Below are 17,806 nucleotides of genomic sequence, written 5' to 3' on the forward strand. Positions count from 1 at the left end.
TCGCATTCCCTATCTTTGCAGAATCTTTCCGCGAAAGATATTCAAATGAAGATTGGCAAAGTCGCCTCGAAAAATTAAAGATGCAATTGTTGGATGGCTAAAAGGATAGAATTAAATGGGTTGGAGCTTTATTTGTTGCCTCAAAAGGTAATTTATATTCCCAAATATTTTATGCTGATTATTTCAGATTGGCATTTGGGAAAATTAACCCATTTCCGAAAGGAAGGTCTATTTGTTCCTGCACCAGATATTGAAGAAGAATTCCTCAGACTCAGCACGCTAATAAAGGAATTGGATGTTAAAGAAATCGTATTCCTAGGCGATCTTTTTCATTCGGAATGGAATTCCGATTGGGAAAAATTAAAGTCTTATGTCAATTCAATTGGGAATCAATCCATCAAATGTACCTTGACCAAAGGGAACCATGATATCCTTACAGAAAATCATTTCTACAATATGAACCTCCGTTTGATCGAAGAAGTAGTATTGTCTGAAGGTATCGTCCTTTCGCATGAACCTATTGTCGGATTACCTGATTATATGTACAATATTGTTGGACATATCCATCCAGGATGTTTAATTGATGCCGGAGCAAGACAATCTTTTAAATTGCCATGCTTTTATTTGAAAGATAAAGTGCTTACAATGCCAGCATTCGGTAAATTCACTGGACTATTTTTAGTCAAAAAAGAATATAATTCAAATATATATGTCGTTATAAATGATGCTGTTGTAGCATTTAAATATTTATTTTTCCTGCTGTAGTAAAGAATTTTAGTTTTATATTAGAGTATTGAAAATGCTAAAGCGATTTATCATTTTTTGAAACTAACCAACTAAAACTTAAAAGAATGTCCATTAACTACAGTTTAATAGCCATATTTTTCCTGCTCACGAGTTGCGTCTCTACAAACCCAGATACTGCCTCCAGCAAAGATTTTGTTTGGACCCTAGGTGGATTTGAAAGGCCAAAAGGGAAAAACCCAATTATTGAACCGGAATCAACAAATACATTTATGGATCCTATGAATGATTCATTGGTTCGTTGGGAGGAGAATGATACTTTCAATCCAGGTGCTGTGGTTAAAGACGGGTAAAGTATATGTTTTATATCGGGCTGAAGATAAATTTGGGATTGGAATCGGCTTTAGAACCTCGCGATTGGGATTGGCAGAGAGTAAAGATGGGATCCATTTTACAAGAAGAAAAGAACCGTTTTATTTCCTGGTGATGACTCACAGAAGGAATTTGAATGGCCGGAGGATTGAAGATCCTAGACTAGCAGTAACAGAAGATGGCACCTATGTCGTATTCTATACGCAGTGGAACCGAAAAATCCCCAGACTTGGCGTAGGACTTCCAGAGGATCTGGTCACATGGGAAAAGCATGGACCAATTTTCAGGAATGCAAAATTTCAAAAAGTTTTCAATGAACCCCATAAATCAGCCTCTATCGTTACCAAGTTGAAAGATGATAAGCTTGTAATTTCAAAAGTTGGCGGAAAATATTTTATGTATTGGGGTGAACATGGGGTATCAGGAGCAACCTCTACTGATTTAATCAACTGGGAACCAGTGTTAAATGAAAAAGGAGAATTAGCGAAATTTATTATTCCAAGGGAAGGATATTTCGATTCTGCCTTAACTGAGTGTGGTCCTCCAGCAATTATCACCGATAAAGGAATTTTATTACTTTACAACGGGAAAAAACCATGATGATAAATTAATCGCCGATCCAAGATTTAATATCGGAACCTATAGTGCTGGACAAGTTTTATTTTCCAAAAATGACCCAACAGAAGTTCTTCAGCGATTGGATGTGCCATTCTTAAGACCCATGGAAGCATTTGAAAAATCAGGCCAATATAAGGATGGAACGGTTTTTATCCAAGGATTGACTTATTATCAAAAGAAATGGTTTTTATATTATGGCTGTGCCGATTCAAAAGTTGCAGTTGCGATTTATGACCCCACTAAATTAGTAGATTTCGACCCAATCCCTGAGGAGAAATAATTTAAAATTATCAATCAACCTACGAACTATGAGTAAGATTTGGAAATATGTTTTTATCGCCTCCTTGGGTGGCTTTTTATTCGGTTTTGAAACCGCTGTAATCTCTGGAGCAGAACGAATTATCCAGGAACTTTGGGATTTAAATTCCTTTTGGCATGGATTTACGGTTTCAATTTCCTTAATAGGAACTATTTTTGGCGCAATCGGAGCTGCTAAACCAGCCCAAAAATATGGCAGAAAACGTGTTCTCCAAGTTGTAGCAGTCATGTACCTACTGTCGGCTATTGGTTGTGGCCTTTCCTTTAATTGGTATATGTTTTTATTTTTCAGACTGTTGGGCGGTATTTCTGTAGGAGTGAGTTCAGTAGTTGGACCACTATATATCGCAGAAATCGCACCAGCCAAGGTCCGTGGCAGAATGACTGGCATGTTCCAGATTATGATTGTTAGTGGAATTTTCATTGCTTTTTTGACCAATTATCTATTCGCAAATTTTGGAGATTGATGCTTGGCGCTATATGCTGGGGATAATGGCAATCCCTTCATTGCTGTTTTTAATCCTGTTAAATACAATCCCATTTTTCCCCACGTTGGTTATGGTTGACCGGTAAAAAAGAAGAAGCCAAAGTAGTTTTTGAAAGCTTAGGACAATCAACCACTGAATTAAACTCATTGGAATCACAAGATCAAAAAGAAGAACCATTATTCCAGTCAAAATATCGAAAACCGATTATTTATGCTGTTTTACTGGCTGTTTTTAATCAGTTGACAGGGATCAATGCTATTCTTTACTATGCACCAAGGATATTTGAAATGGCAGGTTTTAGCCGTGAACTGGCATTTCTGCAACCCATATTTATAGGAGGTACTAATCTATTGTTTACATTAATAGGAATGAGTATTATCGATAAATATGGGCGTAAGAAGCTATTGTTGGAGCGGGAGCGGTCGGAATGTTCATATTCTTGATCTTAGCAGCATTTGGCCTTAAATCAGGAGCTTCGGATTTCCTATTGTATTATATCATTGGTTTTATAGCATGTTTTGCATTGTCGCAAGGAGCCGTTATCTGGGTATTTATTTCAGAGATATTTCCAAATGCTGTACGAGCACAAGGTACATCCTTGGGCAGTACTACCCATTGGGTCATGGCAGCCTTGGTGTCATGGGTGTTCCCAATAATCGTAGAGAATATCGCCGGTGGCGGATTTTATATCTTCTTGTTCTATGCGATTATGGTTGTCGTGTCGTTCTTCTTTATCATGTCGATGCCAGAAACAAAAGGAAAATCATTGGAACAAATACAAGAGGAATTGAAGTAAATCCGCCCTGGTTGGTGTCCTCATCAACCAGAAAACCTTTCGCCCTGATTAGTGTCTCCACCAACCAGTAAACCTTTCGCCCTGGTTGGTGGTCTCCACCAACCAGTAACCCTTCCGCCCTGGTTGGTGTCCTCACCAACCAGTAATTTATCATTTTATTAACCCTTTACTAATCTTATAAATTTTAATTTGTCCATATTAAACAAAAACTCCAATGACAATTAGAAATAGCAACATAGAATTAGGATCAATATATTTCTGAACTGTTACGATCAATAATTGGAATCAATTACTAAAAGATAATTCCATCAAACAAATTATCATAGATTCTTTGAATTATTTAATAAGAAATGGAAATATTGAGGTTTATGGGTATGTCATTATGCCAAATCATGTCCATCTTATTTGGAAGGCAATCAAACTCAATGGAAAAGAAAAGCCTCATCATTCTTTCCTGAAATATACATCACATAGTTTTAAAAAATATATGGTCCAATTTGATATGGTTGAATTGGAGAATTATTACAACAATACTTCAGATCGGAAATTTAATTTTTGGCAAAGAGATCCCTTGGCAGTTAAAATTTTTACTGAAAAAATAGCTTTTGAAAAGTTAAATTATATACACAAAAATCCATGCCAGGAGAAATGGATGTTAAGTCAAGTACCAGAAGATTATACTTATTCATCAGCAAAATTTTATAGTACTGGAAAAATTGAAGATTCGCTTATTTTGGTTACAGATATTCGTGAAGTCATTTAGTTTTTTTGGTGGTCGGTGGGGACACCGACCACGGCTAACGTGTCTTGGTTGGTATCTTCAGCACCCCGCCCTGGTTGATGTCTCCACCAACCAGTAACCCTTGCTCATATTTAATTATACAATAAGGTGGTCGGTGGGGACACCGACCACGGCATCGTGTCCTAGTTGGTATCTTCAGCACCCCGCCCTGGTTGATGTCTCCACCAACCAGTAACCCTTGCTCATATTTAATTATACAATAAGGTGGTCGGTGAGGACACCGACCACGGCTAACGTGTCCTGGTTGGTATCTTCAGCACCCCGCCCTGGTTGGTGTCTCCACCAACCAGTAACCCTTGCACATGTTTAGTTATGCAATAAGGTGGTCGGTGGGGACACCGACCACGGCTACCGTGTCCTGGTTGGTATCTTCAGCATCCCGCCCTGGTTGATGTCTCCACCAACCAGTAACCCTTGCTCATGTTTAGTTATGCAATAAGGTGGTCGGTGGGGACACCGACCACGGCTACCGTGTCCTGGTTGGTATCTTCAGCACCCCGCCCTGGTTGATGTCTCCACCAACCAGTAACCCTTGCTCAAGTTTAATTATGCAATAAGGTGGTCGGTGGGGACACCGACCACGGCTACCGTGTCCTGGTTGGTATCTTTAGCACCCCGCCCTGGTTGATGTCTCCACCAACCAGTAACCCTTGCTCAAGTTTAATTATGCAATAAGGTGGTCGGTGGGGACACCGACCACGGCATCAAGCCTTGGTGGGTGTCTTTAGCACCCCGCCCTGGTTGGTGTCTCCACCAACCAGTAACCCTTACTCATGTTTAATTATACAGTAAGGTGGTCGGTGGGGACACCGACCACGGCGTTAATTCTTCCCAGTCCTCATATATTTTTCACTTGCCTCAAGATCATTCATAATATGTTTGATCTTTCGGTTCTGATAATAAGAGATGTACTCATCCCTTGATTTAAATTTAGCGTCAGGATTATTTTCATAACTCAATATCGTATCTAGCACCATTGGAGCAAGTTGGTTTTGCTCGTCAGATTTCAAAAAATCTTTCATTTCCTCCTTATCATGACCAAAAATCAGCTCAACATCGAGATGATAAATATTACCATAACTAAATTTGGCATCAAAAAGTTGATAGACATCCTCAAAATCCATGTATTTATAAAGCAAGAACGCATTGACATCTAATGCGTAGTAGGATAATTCGTATTCCTGTGTTTTGATTTCTTCATCCAACAGCCATTTGATCAGTGGTTTGTCGTTAAATGAGCTTTCATTGAAGAGTTCTAGAATCAACAATGCACGATTCCAAGCATTGACATCATAACTCCATTTTCCATCTGGAGTGGGTTTTATTTCTGTCTTAAAACTATCCAAAAGCGATGTATCTTGGGTATTTCTAAAATCCTCAATGATTTTTCGTAGTTCTTTATTTGGTAATCCAAGGTTACTCATATATGTTTTTCTTAATTCAGGTAAATTATTTTAATGCTACTGTTCATCCACAATAGATTTTCCTTTGGATAGATCTCCGGAAGTCCATTGCCAGGATTCATGCAATCTTATTTTTCCATTATCCAATATTTCAGGTATAGATTCACAGGTTCCAGTCATTATTTCGCCTTTTATATTAACCTGATGATATTTCATATCAATAGTACCATACTCACTGACCAAGCCTAAGAGGTGACCATATTTAATCGAACCACCAAAATATTCAGCAAAAACTATATTACCAATCTGTTTGTAATGAAATTCAGTTTCAGAACTTGTTTCACCATTTTCAGAATTGCTCACTGTCCTAAAAATTCTATTGTGATAGTTGACCATTAACATATAATCAGATATTTAATAGCAAGTTAATCATTCTAATGCCAACTACCTATTTGGCATCAATATTGAATTAAAATAAATCAAATTATATAAACATTAATATATTCTATGAAAAATTTAATTTATGTACTTGTGTTATTTACGTTATCCTTTACATCTTGTGGGAAAGACGAATTTGAAGGCGATAAAGAAGAAATCAATATTGTAGGCACGAAATGGGAGGGAAGCGGTATTGTTGGCGGTGCTGAAAACACTAAAGTTAGGTTTGAATTTCTTGAAGGTGGAAAAATGAAAGGTTTTTATGAACCTAATAACTGGGACGGTACTTACAACTTCAATGTAGAAACCAATAAAGGCGTAATCAACGAATCGGGTGAAATAGAAATGGATTTTGAGATAATTGGAAATACCCTGAAGTTTGAAATTGATCCTGGCAAGTGGTTTGAGTTAACTAAAAAATAGACCAGAATGGACCAGAATGGAACAGAATTAGAGAATTAACAGAATTATAGGGCAGACGAGAGTTTGCCCTTTTATATATTGGAATATTTAGTCTCTTATCTACGGTTTCCCGTAATTTCCGAATCAATTTAAGTTTTTTCTTTGCATTATAAGAATCACACTTACAAGTCAATATAACTATGGAACAAGACTTAAAATTGAAATTAGAGCAACTTCATCAAAGAGTTGATGCATTAAAAGAACAAATTGGGACTGAAGAAGCAACGAAAAATGCTTTTGTAATGCCTTTTATTCAAATCTTAGGCTATGATATTTTTAATCCAACAGAAGTTATTCCTGAGTTCATTTGCGATATCGGAACCAAAAAAGGAGAGAAAGTTGACTATGTTATTAAAAAGGACGACGAACCAATTTTAATCATAGAATGTAAACATTGGAGAGAAAAGGCAGATGCACACAATTCACAGTTGCACCGATATTATCACGTGTCTAAAGCTAGATTTGGAGTTCTAACGAATGGACATATTTATAATTTCTATGCAGATTTAGAGAAGCCAAATATAATGGACGAAAAACCATTCTTTACATTGGATCTCAACAATTTAAAAGAATCAAATTTAAAGATTCTAGAGAAATTTACTAAAAATGGATATAATCTCGAAAGTATTTTGGATTCAGCAGAAGGATTAAAATATATCAAAGCAATTAAAACTGAATTTGAAAGGGAACTAGCAGAACCATCTGATGAATTTGTTAAAATGTTAGTCTCAAAATTTTTTGATAAGCCTATTATAGCATCTAGATTAGCGGTCTTTAAAGATTATACAAAGCGAGCAATTGCTACTTATATAAATGAAAGCATTAATTCTCGTCTAAAAAATGCATTAAGTATAAATGATACAATTCCATCAAAAGATTCTGATAATTTAGAACAAATAGATGGAAACTCTGGCGTCAATGAAAAACAAGATAAAATAAATACAACAGAGGAAGAAATGGAAGGATTTCAAATTGTAAAAGCAATTCTGCGAGAAATCCTACCTGCATCTAGAATTGCATTCCGAGATACTCAATCATATTTTGGCATTTTATTAGACAACAATAATCGAAAACCAATTTGTAGGCTACATTTTAATTCATCTACCATTAGATATATTGAATTGTTTAATAATGGAAAAGATAATGGTGATAAAAAACAAATAGAAACAGTGGATGATATATATAATTATAAAACAGAGTTGTTAGCCACAATTAATAATTATGAAAAGTAAAAATTATTAGGGTAAATCTATTTGATCTACCCTAATTAACTTTTTGATAATATTCTAATTAAGACTTGTTCCGGTCTTTAATTTTAGATTCTTCGATTCGTTTTTTCATTTCTTTTCTAAATAAAACACTTTCTTGAAAATGTTTTTTTCTCAGGAATTCCAGGAAATAAGCTGTTAATGCTCCTCCAAATACAGCTATTCCAATTTCGGACAAAACATCTAATATGATCCGGTCAACAAAATCGCCCAATTCATTGTCTTGGAATAAGTAACGCATAAGTCGAACACCAATTGTTAATACCAATCCTAATACGAAGAAATATTGCAGGAACTTGGTTTGGAAATATGATTGGTTTATGATTGCGTCGAGGTCATTGGGGTTATTTTTGTAATACTCTACCATTTCATCAGTAATTATAACTTTTCCATGTTTAAGTGCTGACTCAAGGATTTTATCTTCAATGTTCATGTGACTAAATTTGAGGTATTAGATTTATAAGGATTAAAGAATATTTAATACGAAAAGTTTTAATATATCTGCTTATTTAACCATTTATAATAAAAAAAACACCCTATAAAAAAATAATCATACTCATTTTCAGGCTAATAAAAATAAGGTTTTGGAAGGAGTTTAAAAATTTCTACTTTTGTCGCGGAGAGTTGGCAGAGTGGTCGAATGCGGCGGTCTTGAAAACCGTTAACTGTCACAGGTTCGGGGGTTCGAATCCCTCACTCTCCGCCAAACAAATCAAAGCCCGACGTCAGTCGGGTTTTGTTGTTTCTGGGGTTTTGCCAAACTTGTTTGAGCAAAACATCCAGAAACAACAAAACAGAGAGCGGAGCGAACGGCTTTGATTTGTTTGAAGCCAACCCCAAAAAGGGATGGTTCAGGGTAGGAGTGCGGGGATGGAGCGGCTGAACCAATCCCGTAGATCTTCATTTAGTATAAGGTATTGGGAGTTTAGTATTTAGACTTTGTCTGTGTTTCATTTGTCCCCTGATTTCATCCTTTTATTCCCATTGTCCATCTCATCTAGATATTTCTATCCTTTACATCCAGAAACAACAAAACAGAGAGCGGAGCGATCGGCTTTGATTTCATGTAGTATTTAGGATAAAATATTTAGTATTTAGCCTCTGTCCGTTTTGAATTTCCCCCTTGATTTCATTCTTTCATTCTTCTCTTCAAACCCATTTTAAGCTTCCACTGCCCATTTAAATTAAAATATCACTGAATAAATATATAAGCAAAATTGCTTATATTTAAACTATGATTAAGCAGTTTGAAAAATATAAAGGAATACATCCGGGGATTGTTCTTGATAGAGAGTTAAAAAAACGTTCTATCAAGCAACGTCCTTTTGCTTTGTCTTTAGGAGAACATCCTCAAACGTTTAATGCCATTACCAAAGGGAAAAGAGGAATTAGCACTGCATTGGCATTGAAAATTGAGCGACAACTTGGGTTGGAAGAAGGTACTTTGGTAATATTACAGGCATATTATGATATCCAAAAAATCAAAGAAAAAGAAATCAAAAGCTCTCCTGATCTAAATATCCTGAGTAAAGCTTTATTCTGGGATACAGACATTCAACACATAGATTGGGAACGACAATACAAGGCTGTTATTCAACGTGTTTTTGAGCGAGGAAATGAGAATGATAAAAACGAAATAATTCGCTTTTATGGTACTGAAAAAGTTAGCCAAGCTTTGCATGAGTCCAATATCAGAAATCCATATACTATTTACAGATTTAATAAAACTAAAGACTAATCATGATGTATTATAATACAGTCAATAATCTTTTAAAAAATACATTGATTATTCTAATGGAGTCTTCTTTGTTTGAGTCTTTTCGTTTGGTTGGCGGTACAGCATTAAGTCTTCAATTAGGACATCGTTTGTCTGTAGATATAGATTTGTTTAGTGATGCCCCTTATGGTTCTATTGATTTTAAAGCTATTGATGAATTCATAGAGAAAACATTTCCCTACCACCACCATTTTTCAAATCTAGATCCGGCAATGGGTAAATCTTATAGGGTGGGTAGAGATAAGGACAATGTGATAAAATTAGATGTGTTTTATACGGACACTTTTATACAACCTCCTTTGATTGTGGATGAAATTAGAATGGCTACTACCGAAGAAATCATTGCTATGAAAATAGATGTGGTACAACGCATAGGTCGCAAGAAAGATTTTTGGGATTTGCATGAATTGCTTTCCCATTACAATATTTCTACTATGCTTTCTCTGCACCTAGACCGTTATCCATATACACATGATCAAGAACTAATACTGAACAACCTCATCAATTTTGAGCTTGCAAATGATGATTTCGACCCAATCTGTTTAAGAGGGAAATATTGGGAGTTTATTAAGGAGGATATTGTTGATGCGGTAAAAGCATATAAACCCTAATCCATATTCCGCAAAGCAAGTAGCTTCAAAGCTTGAAGAACTTGTGGCAACTAATTTTATTTATCAAAATAACAAACCTTTAGTTGCGGAGATTGAAAAGAGATTGAAGTTATGTCAATAGTAGTTACACAACTCTTTACCCCACCTTTTAGTTTTGTTAAAAAGCATTAAAAATCCTTTTCCATTTATTTATTCCTGATTTATTGTCGAATTTAGCATAAAGTGATCGAGCATGAAGAAATACCTTATTCTATTTATATCCATTATCAATATTGCCTTTGCACAAAAATTGTCTTTTGATACAAAATTTTACGATGCTGAGGACAAGTGGGTTGTATTTGACAAAAAAGATAAACAGAACACCTATGCTTTGGGATTTATATATTTTGACCCACAGTTTGGTTATACCTTTGATTATGCTGGTGAACTAGAATTTAAAAATAATAAATTCGAAAGGCTTCCAAGGTTGGATACTACTACGATTAAAAATAGGCTGGACATTAATACATTTCCAGTAGCAATCCTTCCTGACGAGAAGGTCAAAGAATTTAAGCTAGACCCACAACCTGAATGGCTCAAGAACTATAAGTTGGAAAACAGTGATTTTATAGAGAACAGGATTCGCAGGGCTTCCTTAATGAATGGTGCTGGGGCGAGTGAAAAAGCATTGAAGATTTTGCAACAGGCTTATATTGAAGATCCCCATTATCCTGGGCTGGAATTTGAATTAGGATATGCTTATAATGCAATTGGCAGTTTTTATAAAGCGGTAATCGTGTTGAATAAAGCGATTGAAAATGATCCTATAAATTTTTGGTATTATCGGGAATTGGGATTTTCCTTAAAACATCTCAACAACCTTCCTGAAGCAGAAAAAGCATATAGAAAAGCCATCAGTCTGACAGCTGACAAGGATCATATCGCTGAGGTTGCTATCAATATGGCCCAAAGTTATTTTCATACTAAGGATAAGGTCAATTTTGATGCTTGGCGCAAGATTGTGGTCGAGAATGCAGAACCTGACTCACAATTTATGGCCTATATTCAATATTTTGATGAAAATTGGCATAAACCTAAATAAAGAGAAAAGATTTTTATGAAAGATCAACTAGAAAAACTGAGGTATCCAATTGGGAAATTCTCAAAACCTGAGATAATTACAGATGAAATTATTAAGTCATGGATAAATACCATTGCTAAATTTCCGGAGTATTTAAAAAATGAGGTCAATAAACTATCGGTGAAAGATCTTGAGTTAACTTATAGACCTGAAGGTTGGACGATTCGGCAATTGATCCATCATTGCGCCGATAGTCACATGAACAGTTTTATTCGATTTAAATTAGCCTTGACCGAAGAGACTCCTATAATTAAGCCATATAAGGAAGATCTATGGTCTAACCTGGCAGATAGTGAGATGCCAATTGAAAGTTCGATCAAGATTCTAGAGGGGTTGCATGCGCGATGGGCTTTTTTACTTTCTAATTTAAAGGAAGAGGAACTTAAAAGGGAATTTATCAATCCAGAATCGAATAAAAGATTAGATATAGAAACTGCCATAGGTATTTATGCTTGGCATTGTAACCATCACCTAGCGCATGTGATTAATGCAAAGAAGGTCTAGTCGGGTTTGCTGACTCCGCCAGCCACTTGTGTTAGCGGCTAAAAATAATTAAATTTAAATAATCAAAATAAACAAATTAATGGAACAGATATCTCTATTTAAAAGTGCGAGTCAAGCGATTGACTCATTGGATAATGGTGCGGAGTATTACAATATTTTCACAAAAGCGGATGATGATTTGATTTCTCAGTCTGAGGTTTCCAAAGTGGCAGGAGTGAGGCTTCCAAAACAAAAAAGCTGTTCTATTTTTAAAATTGGCAATGTCCGCATTGACCGAACGTGAGCAGCAGGAAATAGAAGGTAGATTTGATGACAGACTATCAGAAAACTTTACCAAATATAATCCAGAATTTGTGGAATCTGTTCAAGCTGTCGAAGCATTAAATCCCGGTACGGGAGTAATTATCACTGGAACTCCGAGAAAAATTGAAGGGGAAGGAGTTGTTTCAGGATATATTTCAATTCCTGTTATAGATGTTTTTACCCTAATTCCAATCAGCGAAACTTATATTGTGTACGAAATTATAGATGAAGCCTCTGGAAACAGGGTTTTGGTAGCACATGATAAAGATGCTGGCTTATTACCTGAAACTAAAATGAAAATTGCAGGCGTTGTCAAACAATTTCAGTTGGCACAGGAAGATGACAGCGAGTTTGAAAAATTTATTGAAGTAGATTATTTTGTTGAAACTATATAATAATCAAAGGGCTGCAAAAAAATGCAGCCCTTCTTTTTTCATAGGTACTATATATTATGCAAGTTTGTTAATCTATTAAATCAAATTCTGCCTCCTGAACATCTCTAGAGTTTGTTCCAATAAATACTTTGAATTTTCCAGGTTCAGAAATAAATTCCAATTGCTGATTATAAAATTTTAAATCTTCTTCAGTTATAGTAAAAACTATATCTTTAGATTTACCTTTTTCAATAAACACTTTCTGAAATCCTTTGAGTTCTTTAATTGGTCTGGTTTGAGAACCAACCAGATCTTGAAGATAAAGCTGGACAACTTCCTCGCCATCATAATTTCCATTATTCCTTACGTTCACGGATATTTTCAGGCTATCGGCTTTTGTTATGCTATTCTTATCTAGTTTCAAATTCGAATAGGTAAAGTTTGTATAACTTAGACCATACCCGAAAGGATAGAGGGGTTCATTGTTCACATCGAGATAATTTGATCTGAACTTTTGGAACCAAGCATCTTTCCCTAATGGCCTACCTGTATTTTTCTGACTGTAATAAATTGGCAATTGACCTACATTTTGCGGAAATGTTGCCGGTAATTTTCCAGAAGGATTTACATCCCCAAATAATACATCAGCTACAGCTTTACCAGTTTCGGTTCCTCCAAACCATACATTCAGAATTGCTGGGACGTTTTCATTTTCCCAAGTTAGGGTAAGTGGCCTTCCGGCAAAAAGTACTAATACAACAGGTTTTCCTGTTTTCAAAAGTGCTTGTAAAAGTCGTTTTTGACTTTCTGGAATATTCAAATCGGTGCGGCTAGAACTTTCACCACTCATTTCCGAACTTTCACCTAAAGCAGCAATGATCACATCAGCATCTTTCGCTGTATTAATAGCTTCATCAATAATCTGCTGAGGGTCTCGGTCATCTCTAGGGATAGTGCGACCAAACATAGTTGAACGCTCTTGTAATGCAGCATCATCTGTCAAGTTAGAACCAAGGTGAGTAACAATTTTCACCTTATTTCCCAAAGCTGATTTCATGCCATCCACCAAAGACATGGTGTTTGCCAACTCAGCACTTACACTCCATGTTCCCGGCATATTGGCTCCAGTATTTGCCAATGGACCAATAACAGCTACTGTTCCCTGTTCTTTTAAAGGTAAAGTTTGATTATCATTTTTTAAGAGAACAAATGATTTACCAGCAGCTTCTCTTGCTAGTTTTAAGTGTTCTGGAGTTAATATCTCATTTTTGGCGCGTTCGTCACTGCAATATTTAAATGGATCGTCAAATAAACCAAGTCTGTATTTAGCTTCAAGAACATACCTACATGCTCTGTCTATTTCTTCTAGAGTTACTTTTCCTTCATCCAAGGATTTTTTTAATGTCGTCAGAAAGCCTTCACCAACCATGTCCATATCGACACCCGCTTTTAAGGAGAGTTCAGATACTTTCTGAAGGTCACCTAGGCCATGATCAATCAATTCATTGACAGCAGTATAATCTGTTACAACTAAACCATTAAATTTCCAATCATCCCTTAAAAGATCTGTCAGAAGCCAATGATTTGCCGTGGCAGGGATGCCATTAATATCATTGAAAGAAGTCATTATGGACAATGCACCTGCATCTAAAGCTGCTTTATAAGGTGGAAGATATTCATTGTACATTCTATGTAGGCTCATATCCGTGGTATGATAATCCCTACCTGCTTCTGCAGCACCATATAAGGCAAAATGTTTTACGCAAGCCATTAAGGTGTTGTTCTTGCTTAAATCATCGCCTTGATAACCAATAACCATTTCTCGAGCAATTCTGGCGCTGAGGTAAGTGTCTTCTCCCGAACCTTCAGATATTCTTCCCCACCTTGCATCTCTGGAGATGTCAACCATAGGAGAGAAGGTCCAGTTCAGTCCATCCGCAGATGCTTCAATTGCAGCTACTCTTGCTGTTTTCTGGATCAATGGCATATCCCAGGTAGCAGCCAGTCCTAATGGAATCGGAAAAATAGTTTTATATCCATGGATAACGTCCATTCCAAATATAATCGGAATCTTTAACCTTGAATTATTAACTGCTAATTCTTGAGCTTTTCTGATTTTGGAAGGCGTGGTCATACTGAATATCCCACCGATATTTCCAGCTTTTATTTTTGACTCAACATCTGTTGACACAACTGATCCTGTGGTAGCTTCACCCGCAGTGACCAGATTCAACTGACCAATTTTTTCTTCTACAGTCATTTTACTCATTAAGTCATTGATGAATTGATTCATCTTCTGATTTTCTTGAGCATGACCTAAATTACTGCTTATTACTGCTGCTATGCAGAGTATATTTTTTAATAATTTCATTTATGATCAATTTTAACTCTTATTTCAAATTGGGGCTTTGAAATCCTAATTTTTTGAGACCATCTTGAATTTCTGGAGCTTGCATAAAAAGGTTCCAAATCAACCCTGACCTGTAGTTTTCCATCATGACAACAATAGGACCTTGGTCTATTGCCAAATAACGCTGAGGATACCAATTTTCTGTTTCACTGAAAGCATCATAAAATCCATATTTTCCCCATACTTTGTCTCCCAAATGATTAAATAGATACCTTGCAAATGAAAGGCTTTCCTTTGGTGTATAAGGGATGGATGATAATGCAGCTGTTGGGCTAATTACAGATTTGTCATTGTCGGGGTGATGTGCATCATAACCCGTGATGGAATATGAAGCAGTAAGCCCCCAAGCTTTATCAGCTCCATAGCCTTTAAATTTTCTTGGGTTATCCTCTGCATAGGCAATATTAATCCTCGCATGATTTTCAACTACTTGACCATAATCAACATATTGATCTTTTAATCCTATTGGATTTAATCCCAAGAAGGAATAATGAGCCCAAAATAATGGACCAACTTGGCCTTCTTTGGCATTATGCTTTGATCCCGATTGGGATTTCGAATTTTTTTAGATCTGATTTTATCTTACCATTTCTTGCCCATCCTTGATTGTATACTGCTGTATCAATAGGGTGAGTAGGTGAAGATGCTGCTAAAACATAGGTAATCAAACATTCATCATACCCTTGAATAGGGTGGTTCATACCAAAATCATGGGTTGGACTCCAATGCCAAAGTAATACGTTCTTTCCATTGGTGTAATGATTCCAATCAATTCCTTTCCACAATTCATCTGCTTTTTTGGCAACTTCTTTCTGGGTTTCTGAACCATTTTTAAAATATTCTCTTACAACAATTAAAGATTGAGTAAGGAATGCTGTTTCTACTAAATCACCGCCATTGTCCTTGTCGCTGAATGCTTTGACCTTTCCAGTATCTCCAAAATACCAGTGTGACCAAGCACCTTTAAATCGAGGTATTTTAGCTAAGTAATCCATGATATGGTTCAGTCTCTCCTCACCTTCTTTCTTAGTAATATAGCCTCTCTCCATGCCGACTACCAATCCCATGATTCCGAATCCGCTACCACCTGTAGTCACGACATTTTGGTCATTTTGTGGGTATTCTCCGTCAATATGGATTCTTTCCCTAGCAAGTCCCGATGTTGGTTCTGCGCCTTCCCAAAAATATTGGAAGGTTTGTTGCTGAATTTTATTCATCAGGGAGTCATTGGAAAGTGATATGCTGTCAGCTGAGATGCTGTCTTTCTTGTTTTCTGTTTTTTGGGTGTTCTGACAGGCTTGAAGACCTGCCACGCTTAATAATAAACCGATAGTTAGTGTACGTATTTTCATTTTATATTATATATGGGGTGAAGTAAAGCCGAGTTTTTTTAATCCATTTTTAATTTCTGGGCTTTTCATTAGCAGATTCCAAATCAATTGGCTTCTATGATTTTCAATGGCAATAATTATTGGTCCTTGATCAATTGCAATATAGCTTTCTGCAAACCATGGCTCATGTAAGGAAAAGCCATCTTTGAATCCATATTTCCCCCAAAGTTTGTCTCCTAATTTATAATAGAAAAATTCCAGTGCCTCTTTTGATTCTTTAGGAGTAAAAGCCATGGACGATAATGCAGCAGTTGGCGCAATAACGCCTATGTCATTATTCGGGGATTGAGCACCATATCCATTTGGTATATCACCTGCAGTAAGTCCCCAATTATTATTGCCATATCCATAGTACCCTTTTGGATTTGATATACAATAAGCTCTATTGATAAGTGTCTGGTTCTTTACTTGCAATTCATAATCTGCATAAGCATCTTTTAATCCTGTAGGATTTATTCCCAAGAAACTATATTGCGCGGTAAACAAAGGGCCACCATTATCAGGTCCCAATGGTAGAACATAATTAAAGAAGCTCTTTCCATTTTTTATGCTACCATTTTTGGCCCAGCCTTCATCATAAACAGATTTTTCAATAGCATGATTTGCTGCACCTGCCGCCAGAACATAAGTTATCAATGATTCATTCCAACCTTGGATTTTAAGATTCATATCCCACGCATGGCTAGGGCTCCAATGCCAGTAAAGTGCTTTTTGGCCATTTTGGAAGAAACTCCATTCGACGGCATTGAAAAGATTATTGATATCAGTACTTAGATTCGGGTCTTGATAATATTCCCTTGCGGCAATTAATCCTTGGAACAAAAGTGAAGTTTCCACTAGGTCGGCACCATTGTCCTTTTCACTGAATGGCTGTGTTTTACCAGTCCCACCATTATACCAATGTGAAAAAGCACCATGATACTTGTCTGCGGATTTCAGAAAGGCGACTATTTTTTTTGTTCGCTCCAAGCCTTCATTTTTGCTGATAAAGTTTCGATTTGCACCAACAATTATTGCCATTATCCCGAATCCCGTTCCTCCAATAGTTACGGTTTCATTAGAAGTACTTCTTTCCCGGATCATTCCGGAAGTGGGATGAGCAAAATCCCAGAAATAGGCAAATGTCTGTTTTTGAACCAGGGTTAAAAGCTCATCTTCAGATATCCTCTTGAATTTGTCAGATTGGTCAATTGCGGTGTTAAAGGGGAAATTATATTGCATTTTTAAAGTACTATTAGAAGTACTTTTCAAGGTGTTTTTTACTAATATCTCATATTTTGATAAGGGAGATAAATTAGCATTAGGCTTGATTGTTATTTTCTTTCCAGCATCAATTAATTTTATTTTAGCAGGAATTGTAGATTTATCAGCATTCAATATTTGAATGTTGTTAGCAAGATCTTGATCTGCAATCGTTTCATCAAAAGTTATTATAAATTCAGGTGCCAACTCTATTCCTTTGGGATTAGCTGTAAGTGTATTATTTCCAATTGCAACTGAATTTACAGCAAATCCATCATTAGGAGTAGGAGAAGGGTCATTGGATTTGGAACATCCCAAAAACAGTAAACTTATAATAAAAATGAAAGAGATCTTCATGTGTTCAA

General features: G+C 36.2%; 23 protein-coding genes and 1 tRNA gene. 17 read left to right on the forward strand and 7 right to left on the reverse strand.

Features of this window, described 5'->3' with window-relative positions; translation table 11 throughout:
- The first annotated feature begins 93 nt into the window (after positions 1–93).
- The 8 genes from pdeM to FGL31_RS12285 all read left to right on the forward strand — a co-directional run bounded on the left by pdeM (position 94) and on the right by FGL31_RS12285 (position 4,099).
- Positions 94–765, forward strand: coding sequence for a ligase-associated DNA damage response endonuclease PdeM (gene pdeM, locus FGL31_RS12270; protein ID WP_138091824.1), 672 nt, complete (start codon positions 94–96; stop codon positions 763–765).
- Positions 766–851: 86 nt separating this feature from the next.
- Entirely contained in the window at positions 852–1,097 is a 246-nt protein-coding gene (locus FGL31_RS25590; RefSeq protein ID WP_232046695.1) for a hypothetical protein, read from the forward strand.
- Positions 1,057–1,716, forward strand: a complete 660-nt coding sequence (locus tag FGL31_RS12275) for a glycoside hydrolase family 130 protein (protein WP_262709109.1) — start codon at positions 1,057–1,059, stop codon at positions 1,714–1,716. The genes FGL31_RS25590 and FGL31_RS12275 overlap by 41 nt, the downstream gene beginning before the upstream one ends.
- Positions 1,652–2,014, forward strand: a complete 363-nt coding sequence (locus FGL31_RS27960; protein ID WP_262709110.1) for a glycoside hydrolase family 130 protein — start codon at positions 1,652–1,654, stop codon at positions 2,012–2,014. The genes FGL31_RS12275 and FGL31_RS27960 overlap by 65 nt, the downstream gene beginning before the upstream one ends.
- Before the next feature lie 28 nt (positions 2,015–2,042).
- Positions 2,043–2,519, forward strand: a complete 477-nt coding sequence (locus FGL31_RS27965; RefSeq protein ID WP_262709111.1) for an MFS transporter — start codon at positions 2,043–2,045, stop codon at positions 2,517–2,519.
- 95 nt (positions 2,520–2,614) lie between these two features.
- The gene (locus FGL31_RS27970; protein ID WP_262709112.1) at positions 2,615–2,983 is read left to right on the forward strand and encodes an MFS transporter; all 369 of its coding nucleotides are present in this window, start codon (positions 2,615–2,617) and stop codon (positions 2,981–2,983) included.
- Complete coding sequence (locus FGL31_RS27975) at positions 2,968–3,336, forward strand: MFS transporter (RefSeq protein ID WP_262709113.1); 369 nt, start codon at positions 2,968–2,970, stop codon at positions 3,334–3,336. The genes FGL31_RS27970 and FGL31_RS27975 overlap by 16 nt, the downstream gene beginning before the upstream one ends.
- Positions 3,337–3,667: 331 nt before the next feature.
- Entirely contained in the window at positions 3,668–4,099 is a 432-nt protein-coding gene (locus FGL31_RS12285) for a transposase (RefSeq protein WP_138091826.1), read from the forward strand.
- Between the two features lie 860 nt (positions 4,100–4,959).
- On the opposite strand, the gene FGL31_RS12290 is transcribed toward FGL31_RS12285, so the two are convergent.
- Together FGL31_RS12290 and FGL31_RS12295 are read right to left on the reverse strand one after the other, a co-directional pair.
- On the reverse strand, positions 4,960–5,562 hold the full coding sequence (locus FGL31_RS12290) for a hypothetical protein (protein ID WP_138091829.1): 603 nt from the start codon (positions 5,560–5,562) through the stop codon (positions 4,960–4,962).
- A 36-nt stretch (positions 5,563–5,598) separates the two neighbouring features.
- Complete coding sequence (locus FGL31_RS12295; RefSeq protein ID WP_138091832.1) at positions 5,599–5,937, reverse strand: avidin-fold protein; 339 nt, start codon at positions 5,935–5,937, stop codon at positions 5,599–5,601.
- A gap of 111 nt (positions 5,938–6,048) precedes the next feature.
- Here FGL31_RS12295 and FGL31_RS12300 point away from each other — a divergent pair, with 111 nt between their 5' ends.
- A complete protein-coding gene (locus tag FGL31_RS12300; RefSeq protein WP_138091835.1) occupies positions 6,049–6,402 on the forward strand; it encodes a hypothetical protein in 354 nt (117 codons plus the stop codon).
- Between the two features lie 179 nt (positions 6,403–6,581).
- Complete coding sequence (locus tag FGL31_RS12305) at positions 6,582–7,673, forward strand: type I restriction endonuclease (RefSeq protein WP_138091838.1); 1,092 nt, start codon at positions 6,582–6,584, stop codon at positions 7,671–7,673.
- A 58-nt stretch (positions 7,674–7,731) separates the two neighbouring features.
- Here the strand turns inward: FGL31_RS12305 and FGL31_RS12310 are convergent, their stop codons facing one another.
- On the reverse strand, positions 7,732–8,142 hold the full coding sequence (locus tag FGL31_RS12310) for a hypothetical protein (protein ID WP_138091841.1): 411 nt from the start codon (positions 8,140–8,142) through the stop codon (positions 7,732–7,734).
- Between the two features lie 185 nt (positions 8,143–8,327).
- Here FGL31_RS12310 and FGL31_RS12315 point away from each other — a divergent pair.
- The 7 genes from FGL31_RS12315 (at position 8,328) to FGL31_RS12345 (ending at position 12,419) form a co-directional block, all read left to right on the forward strand.
- Positions 8,328–8,415, forward strand: a tRNA-Ser gene (locus FGL31_RS12315).
- Positions 8,416–8,943: 528 nt separating this feature from the next.
- Entirely contained in the window at positions 8,944–9,447 is a 504-nt protein-coding gene (locus FGL31_RS12320; protein WP_138091844.1) for a helix-turn-helix transcriptional regulator, read from the forward strand.
- Between the two features lie 2 nt (positions 9,448–9,449).
- Positions 9,450–10,097 carry a nucleotidyl transferase AbiEii/AbiGii toxin family protein gene (locus tag FGL31_RS12325; protein ID WP_138091846.1) on the forward strand — a complete coding sequence of 216 codons (648 nt, stop codon included), beginning with the start codon at positions 9,450–9,452 and terminating at the stop codon, positions 10,095–10,097.
- Positions 10,098–10,329: 232 nt separating this feature from the next.
- Complete coding sequence (locus tag FGL31_RS12330) at positions 10,330–11,178, forward strand: hypothetical protein (RefSeq protein WP_099371053.1); 849 nt, start codon at positions 10,330–10,332, stop codon at positions 11,176–11,178.
- Between the two features lie 15 nt (positions 11,179–11,193).
- Positions 11,194–11,721 carry a YfiT family bacillithiol transferase gene (locus tag FGL31_RS12335; protein ID WP_138091849.1) on the forward strand — a complete coding sequence of 176 codons (528 nt, stop codon included), beginning with the start codon at positions 11,194–11,196 and terminating at the stop codon, positions 11,719–11,721.
- Positions 11,722–11,800: 79 nt separating this feature from the next.
- Entirely contained in the window at positions 11,801–12,004 is a 204-nt protein-coding gene (locus FGL31_RS12340; protein ID WP_138091852.1) for a hypothetical protein, read from the forward strand.
- Complete coding sequence (locus FGL31_RS12345) at positions 11,982–12,419, forward strand: hypothetical protein (protein WP_138091855.1); 438 nt, start codon at positions 11,982–11,984, stop codon at positions 12,417–12,419. The genes FGL31_RS12340 and FGL31_RS12345 overlap by 23 nt, the downstream gene beginning before the upstream one ends.
- Before the next feature lie 67 nt (positions 12,420–12,486).
- Here the strand turns inward: FGL31_RS12345 and bglX are convergent, their stop codons facing one another.
- From bglX to FGL31_RS12360, 4 genes are read right to left on the reverse strand one after another with little or no spacing between them, the layout of a single operon-like run.
- Positions 12,487–14,769 (reverse strand): beta-glucosidase BglX, encoded by a 2,283-nt coding sequence (bglX, locus tag FGL31_RS12350; protein ID WP_138091858.1) that lies wholly within the window; start codon positions 14,767–14,769, stop codon positions 12,487–12,489.
- Between the two features lie 19 nt (positions 14,770–14,788).
- A complete protein-coding gene (locus tag FGL31_RS27980; protein ID WP_262709114.1) occupies positions 14,789–15,289 on the reverse strand; it encodes a glucoamylase family protein in 501 nt (166 codons plus the stop codon).
- A gap of 49 nt (positions 15,290–15,338) precedes the next feature.
- Positions 15,339–16,160, reverse strand: coding sequence for a glucoamylase family protein (locus FGL31_RS27985; RefSeq protein WP_262709115.1), 822 nt, complete (start codon positions 16,158–16,160; stop codon positions 15,339–15,341).
- 6 nt (positions 16,161–16,166) lie between these two features.
- Positions 16,167–17,798: a glucoamylase family protein gene (locus FGL31_RS12360; RefSeq protein ID WP_138091861.1), complete on the reverse strand. Its 1,632-nt coding sequence runs from the start codon at positions 17,796–17,798 to the stop codon at positions 16,167–16,169.
- Between the last annotated feature and the right edge of the window lie 8 nt (positions 17,799–17,806).

Source organism: Sphingobacterium daejeonense, assembly GCF_901472535.1.
Classification (GTDB): domain Bacteria; phylum Bacteroidota; class Bacteroidia; order Sphingobacteriales; family Sphingobacteriaceae; genus Sphingobacterium; species Sphingobacterium daejeonense.

Coding starts and splice junctions, on each gene's coding strand:
- pdeM (WP_138091824.1), top strand. CDS start 94: ATGGCTAAAAGGATAGAATTAAATGGGTTGGAGCTTTATTTGTTGCCT.
- FGL31_RS25590 (WP_232046695.1), top strand. CDS start 852: ATGTCCATTAACTACAGTTTAATAGCCATATTTTTCCTGCTCACGAGT.
- FGL31_RS12275 (WP_262709109.1), top strand. CDS start 1,057: ATGATACTTTCAATCCAGGTGCTGTGGTTAAAGACGGGTAAAGTATAT.
- FGL31_RS27965 (WP_262709111.1), top strand. CDS start 2,043: ATGAGTAAGATTTGGAAATATGTTTTTATCGCCTCCTTGGGTGGCTTT.
- FGL31_RS27975 (WP_262709113.1), top strand. CDS start 2,968: ATGTTCATATTCTTGATCTTAGCAGCATTTGGCCTTAAATCAGGAGCT.
- FGL31_RS12290 (WP_138091829.1), bottom strand. CDS start 5,562: ATGAGTAACCTTGGATTACCAAATAAAGAACTACGAAAAATCATTGAG.
- FGL31_RS12295 (WP_138091832.1), bottom strand. CDS start 5,937: ATGGTCAACTATCACAATAGAATTTTTAGGACAGTGAGCAATTCTGAA.
- FGL31_RS12300 (WP_138091835.1), top strand. CDS start 6,049: ATGAAAAATTTAATTTATGTACTTGTGTTATTTACGTTATCCTTTACA.
- FGL31_RS12305 (WP_138091838.1), top strand. CDS start 6,582: ATGGAACAAGACTTAAAATTGAAATTAGAGCAACTTCATCAAAGAGTT.
- FGL31_RS12310 (WP_138091841.1), bottom strand. CDS start 8,142: ATGAACATTGAAGATAAAATCCTTGAGTCAGCACTTAAACATGGAAAA.
- FGL31_RS12320 (WP_138091844.1), top strand. CDS start 8,944: ATGATTAAGCAGTTTGAAAAATATAAAGGAATACATCCGGGGATTGTT.
- FGL31_RS12325 (WP_138091846.1), top strand. CDS start 9,450: ATGATGTATTATAATACAGTCAATAATCTTTTAAAAAATACATTGATT.
- FGL31_RS12330 (WP_099371053.1), top strand. CDS start 10,330: ATGAAGAAATACCTTATTCTATTTATATCCATTATCAATATTGCCTTT.
- FGL31_RS12335 (WP_138091849.1), top strand. CDS start 11,194: ATGAAAGATCAACTAGAAAAACTGAGGTATCCAATTGGGAAATTCTCA.
- FGL31_RS12340 (WP_138091852.1), top strand. CDS start 11,801: ATGGAACAGATATCTCTATTTAAAAGTGCGAGTCAAGCGATTGACTCA.
- FGL31_RS12345 (WP_138091855.1), top strand. CDS start 11,982: ATGTCCGCATTGACCGAACGTGAGCAGCAGGAAATAGAAGGTAGATTT.
- bglX (WP_138091858.1), bottom strand. CDS start 14,769: ATGAAATTATTAAAAAATATACTCTGCATAGCAGCAGTAATAAGCAGT.
- FGL31_RS27985 (WP_262709115.1), bottom strand. CDS start 16,160: ATGAAAATACGTACACTAACTATCGGTTTATTATTAAGCGTGGCAGGT.
- FGL31_RS12360 (WP_138091861.1), bottom strand. CDS start 17,798: ATGAAGATCTCTTTCATTTTTATTATAAGTTTACTGTTTTTGGGATGT.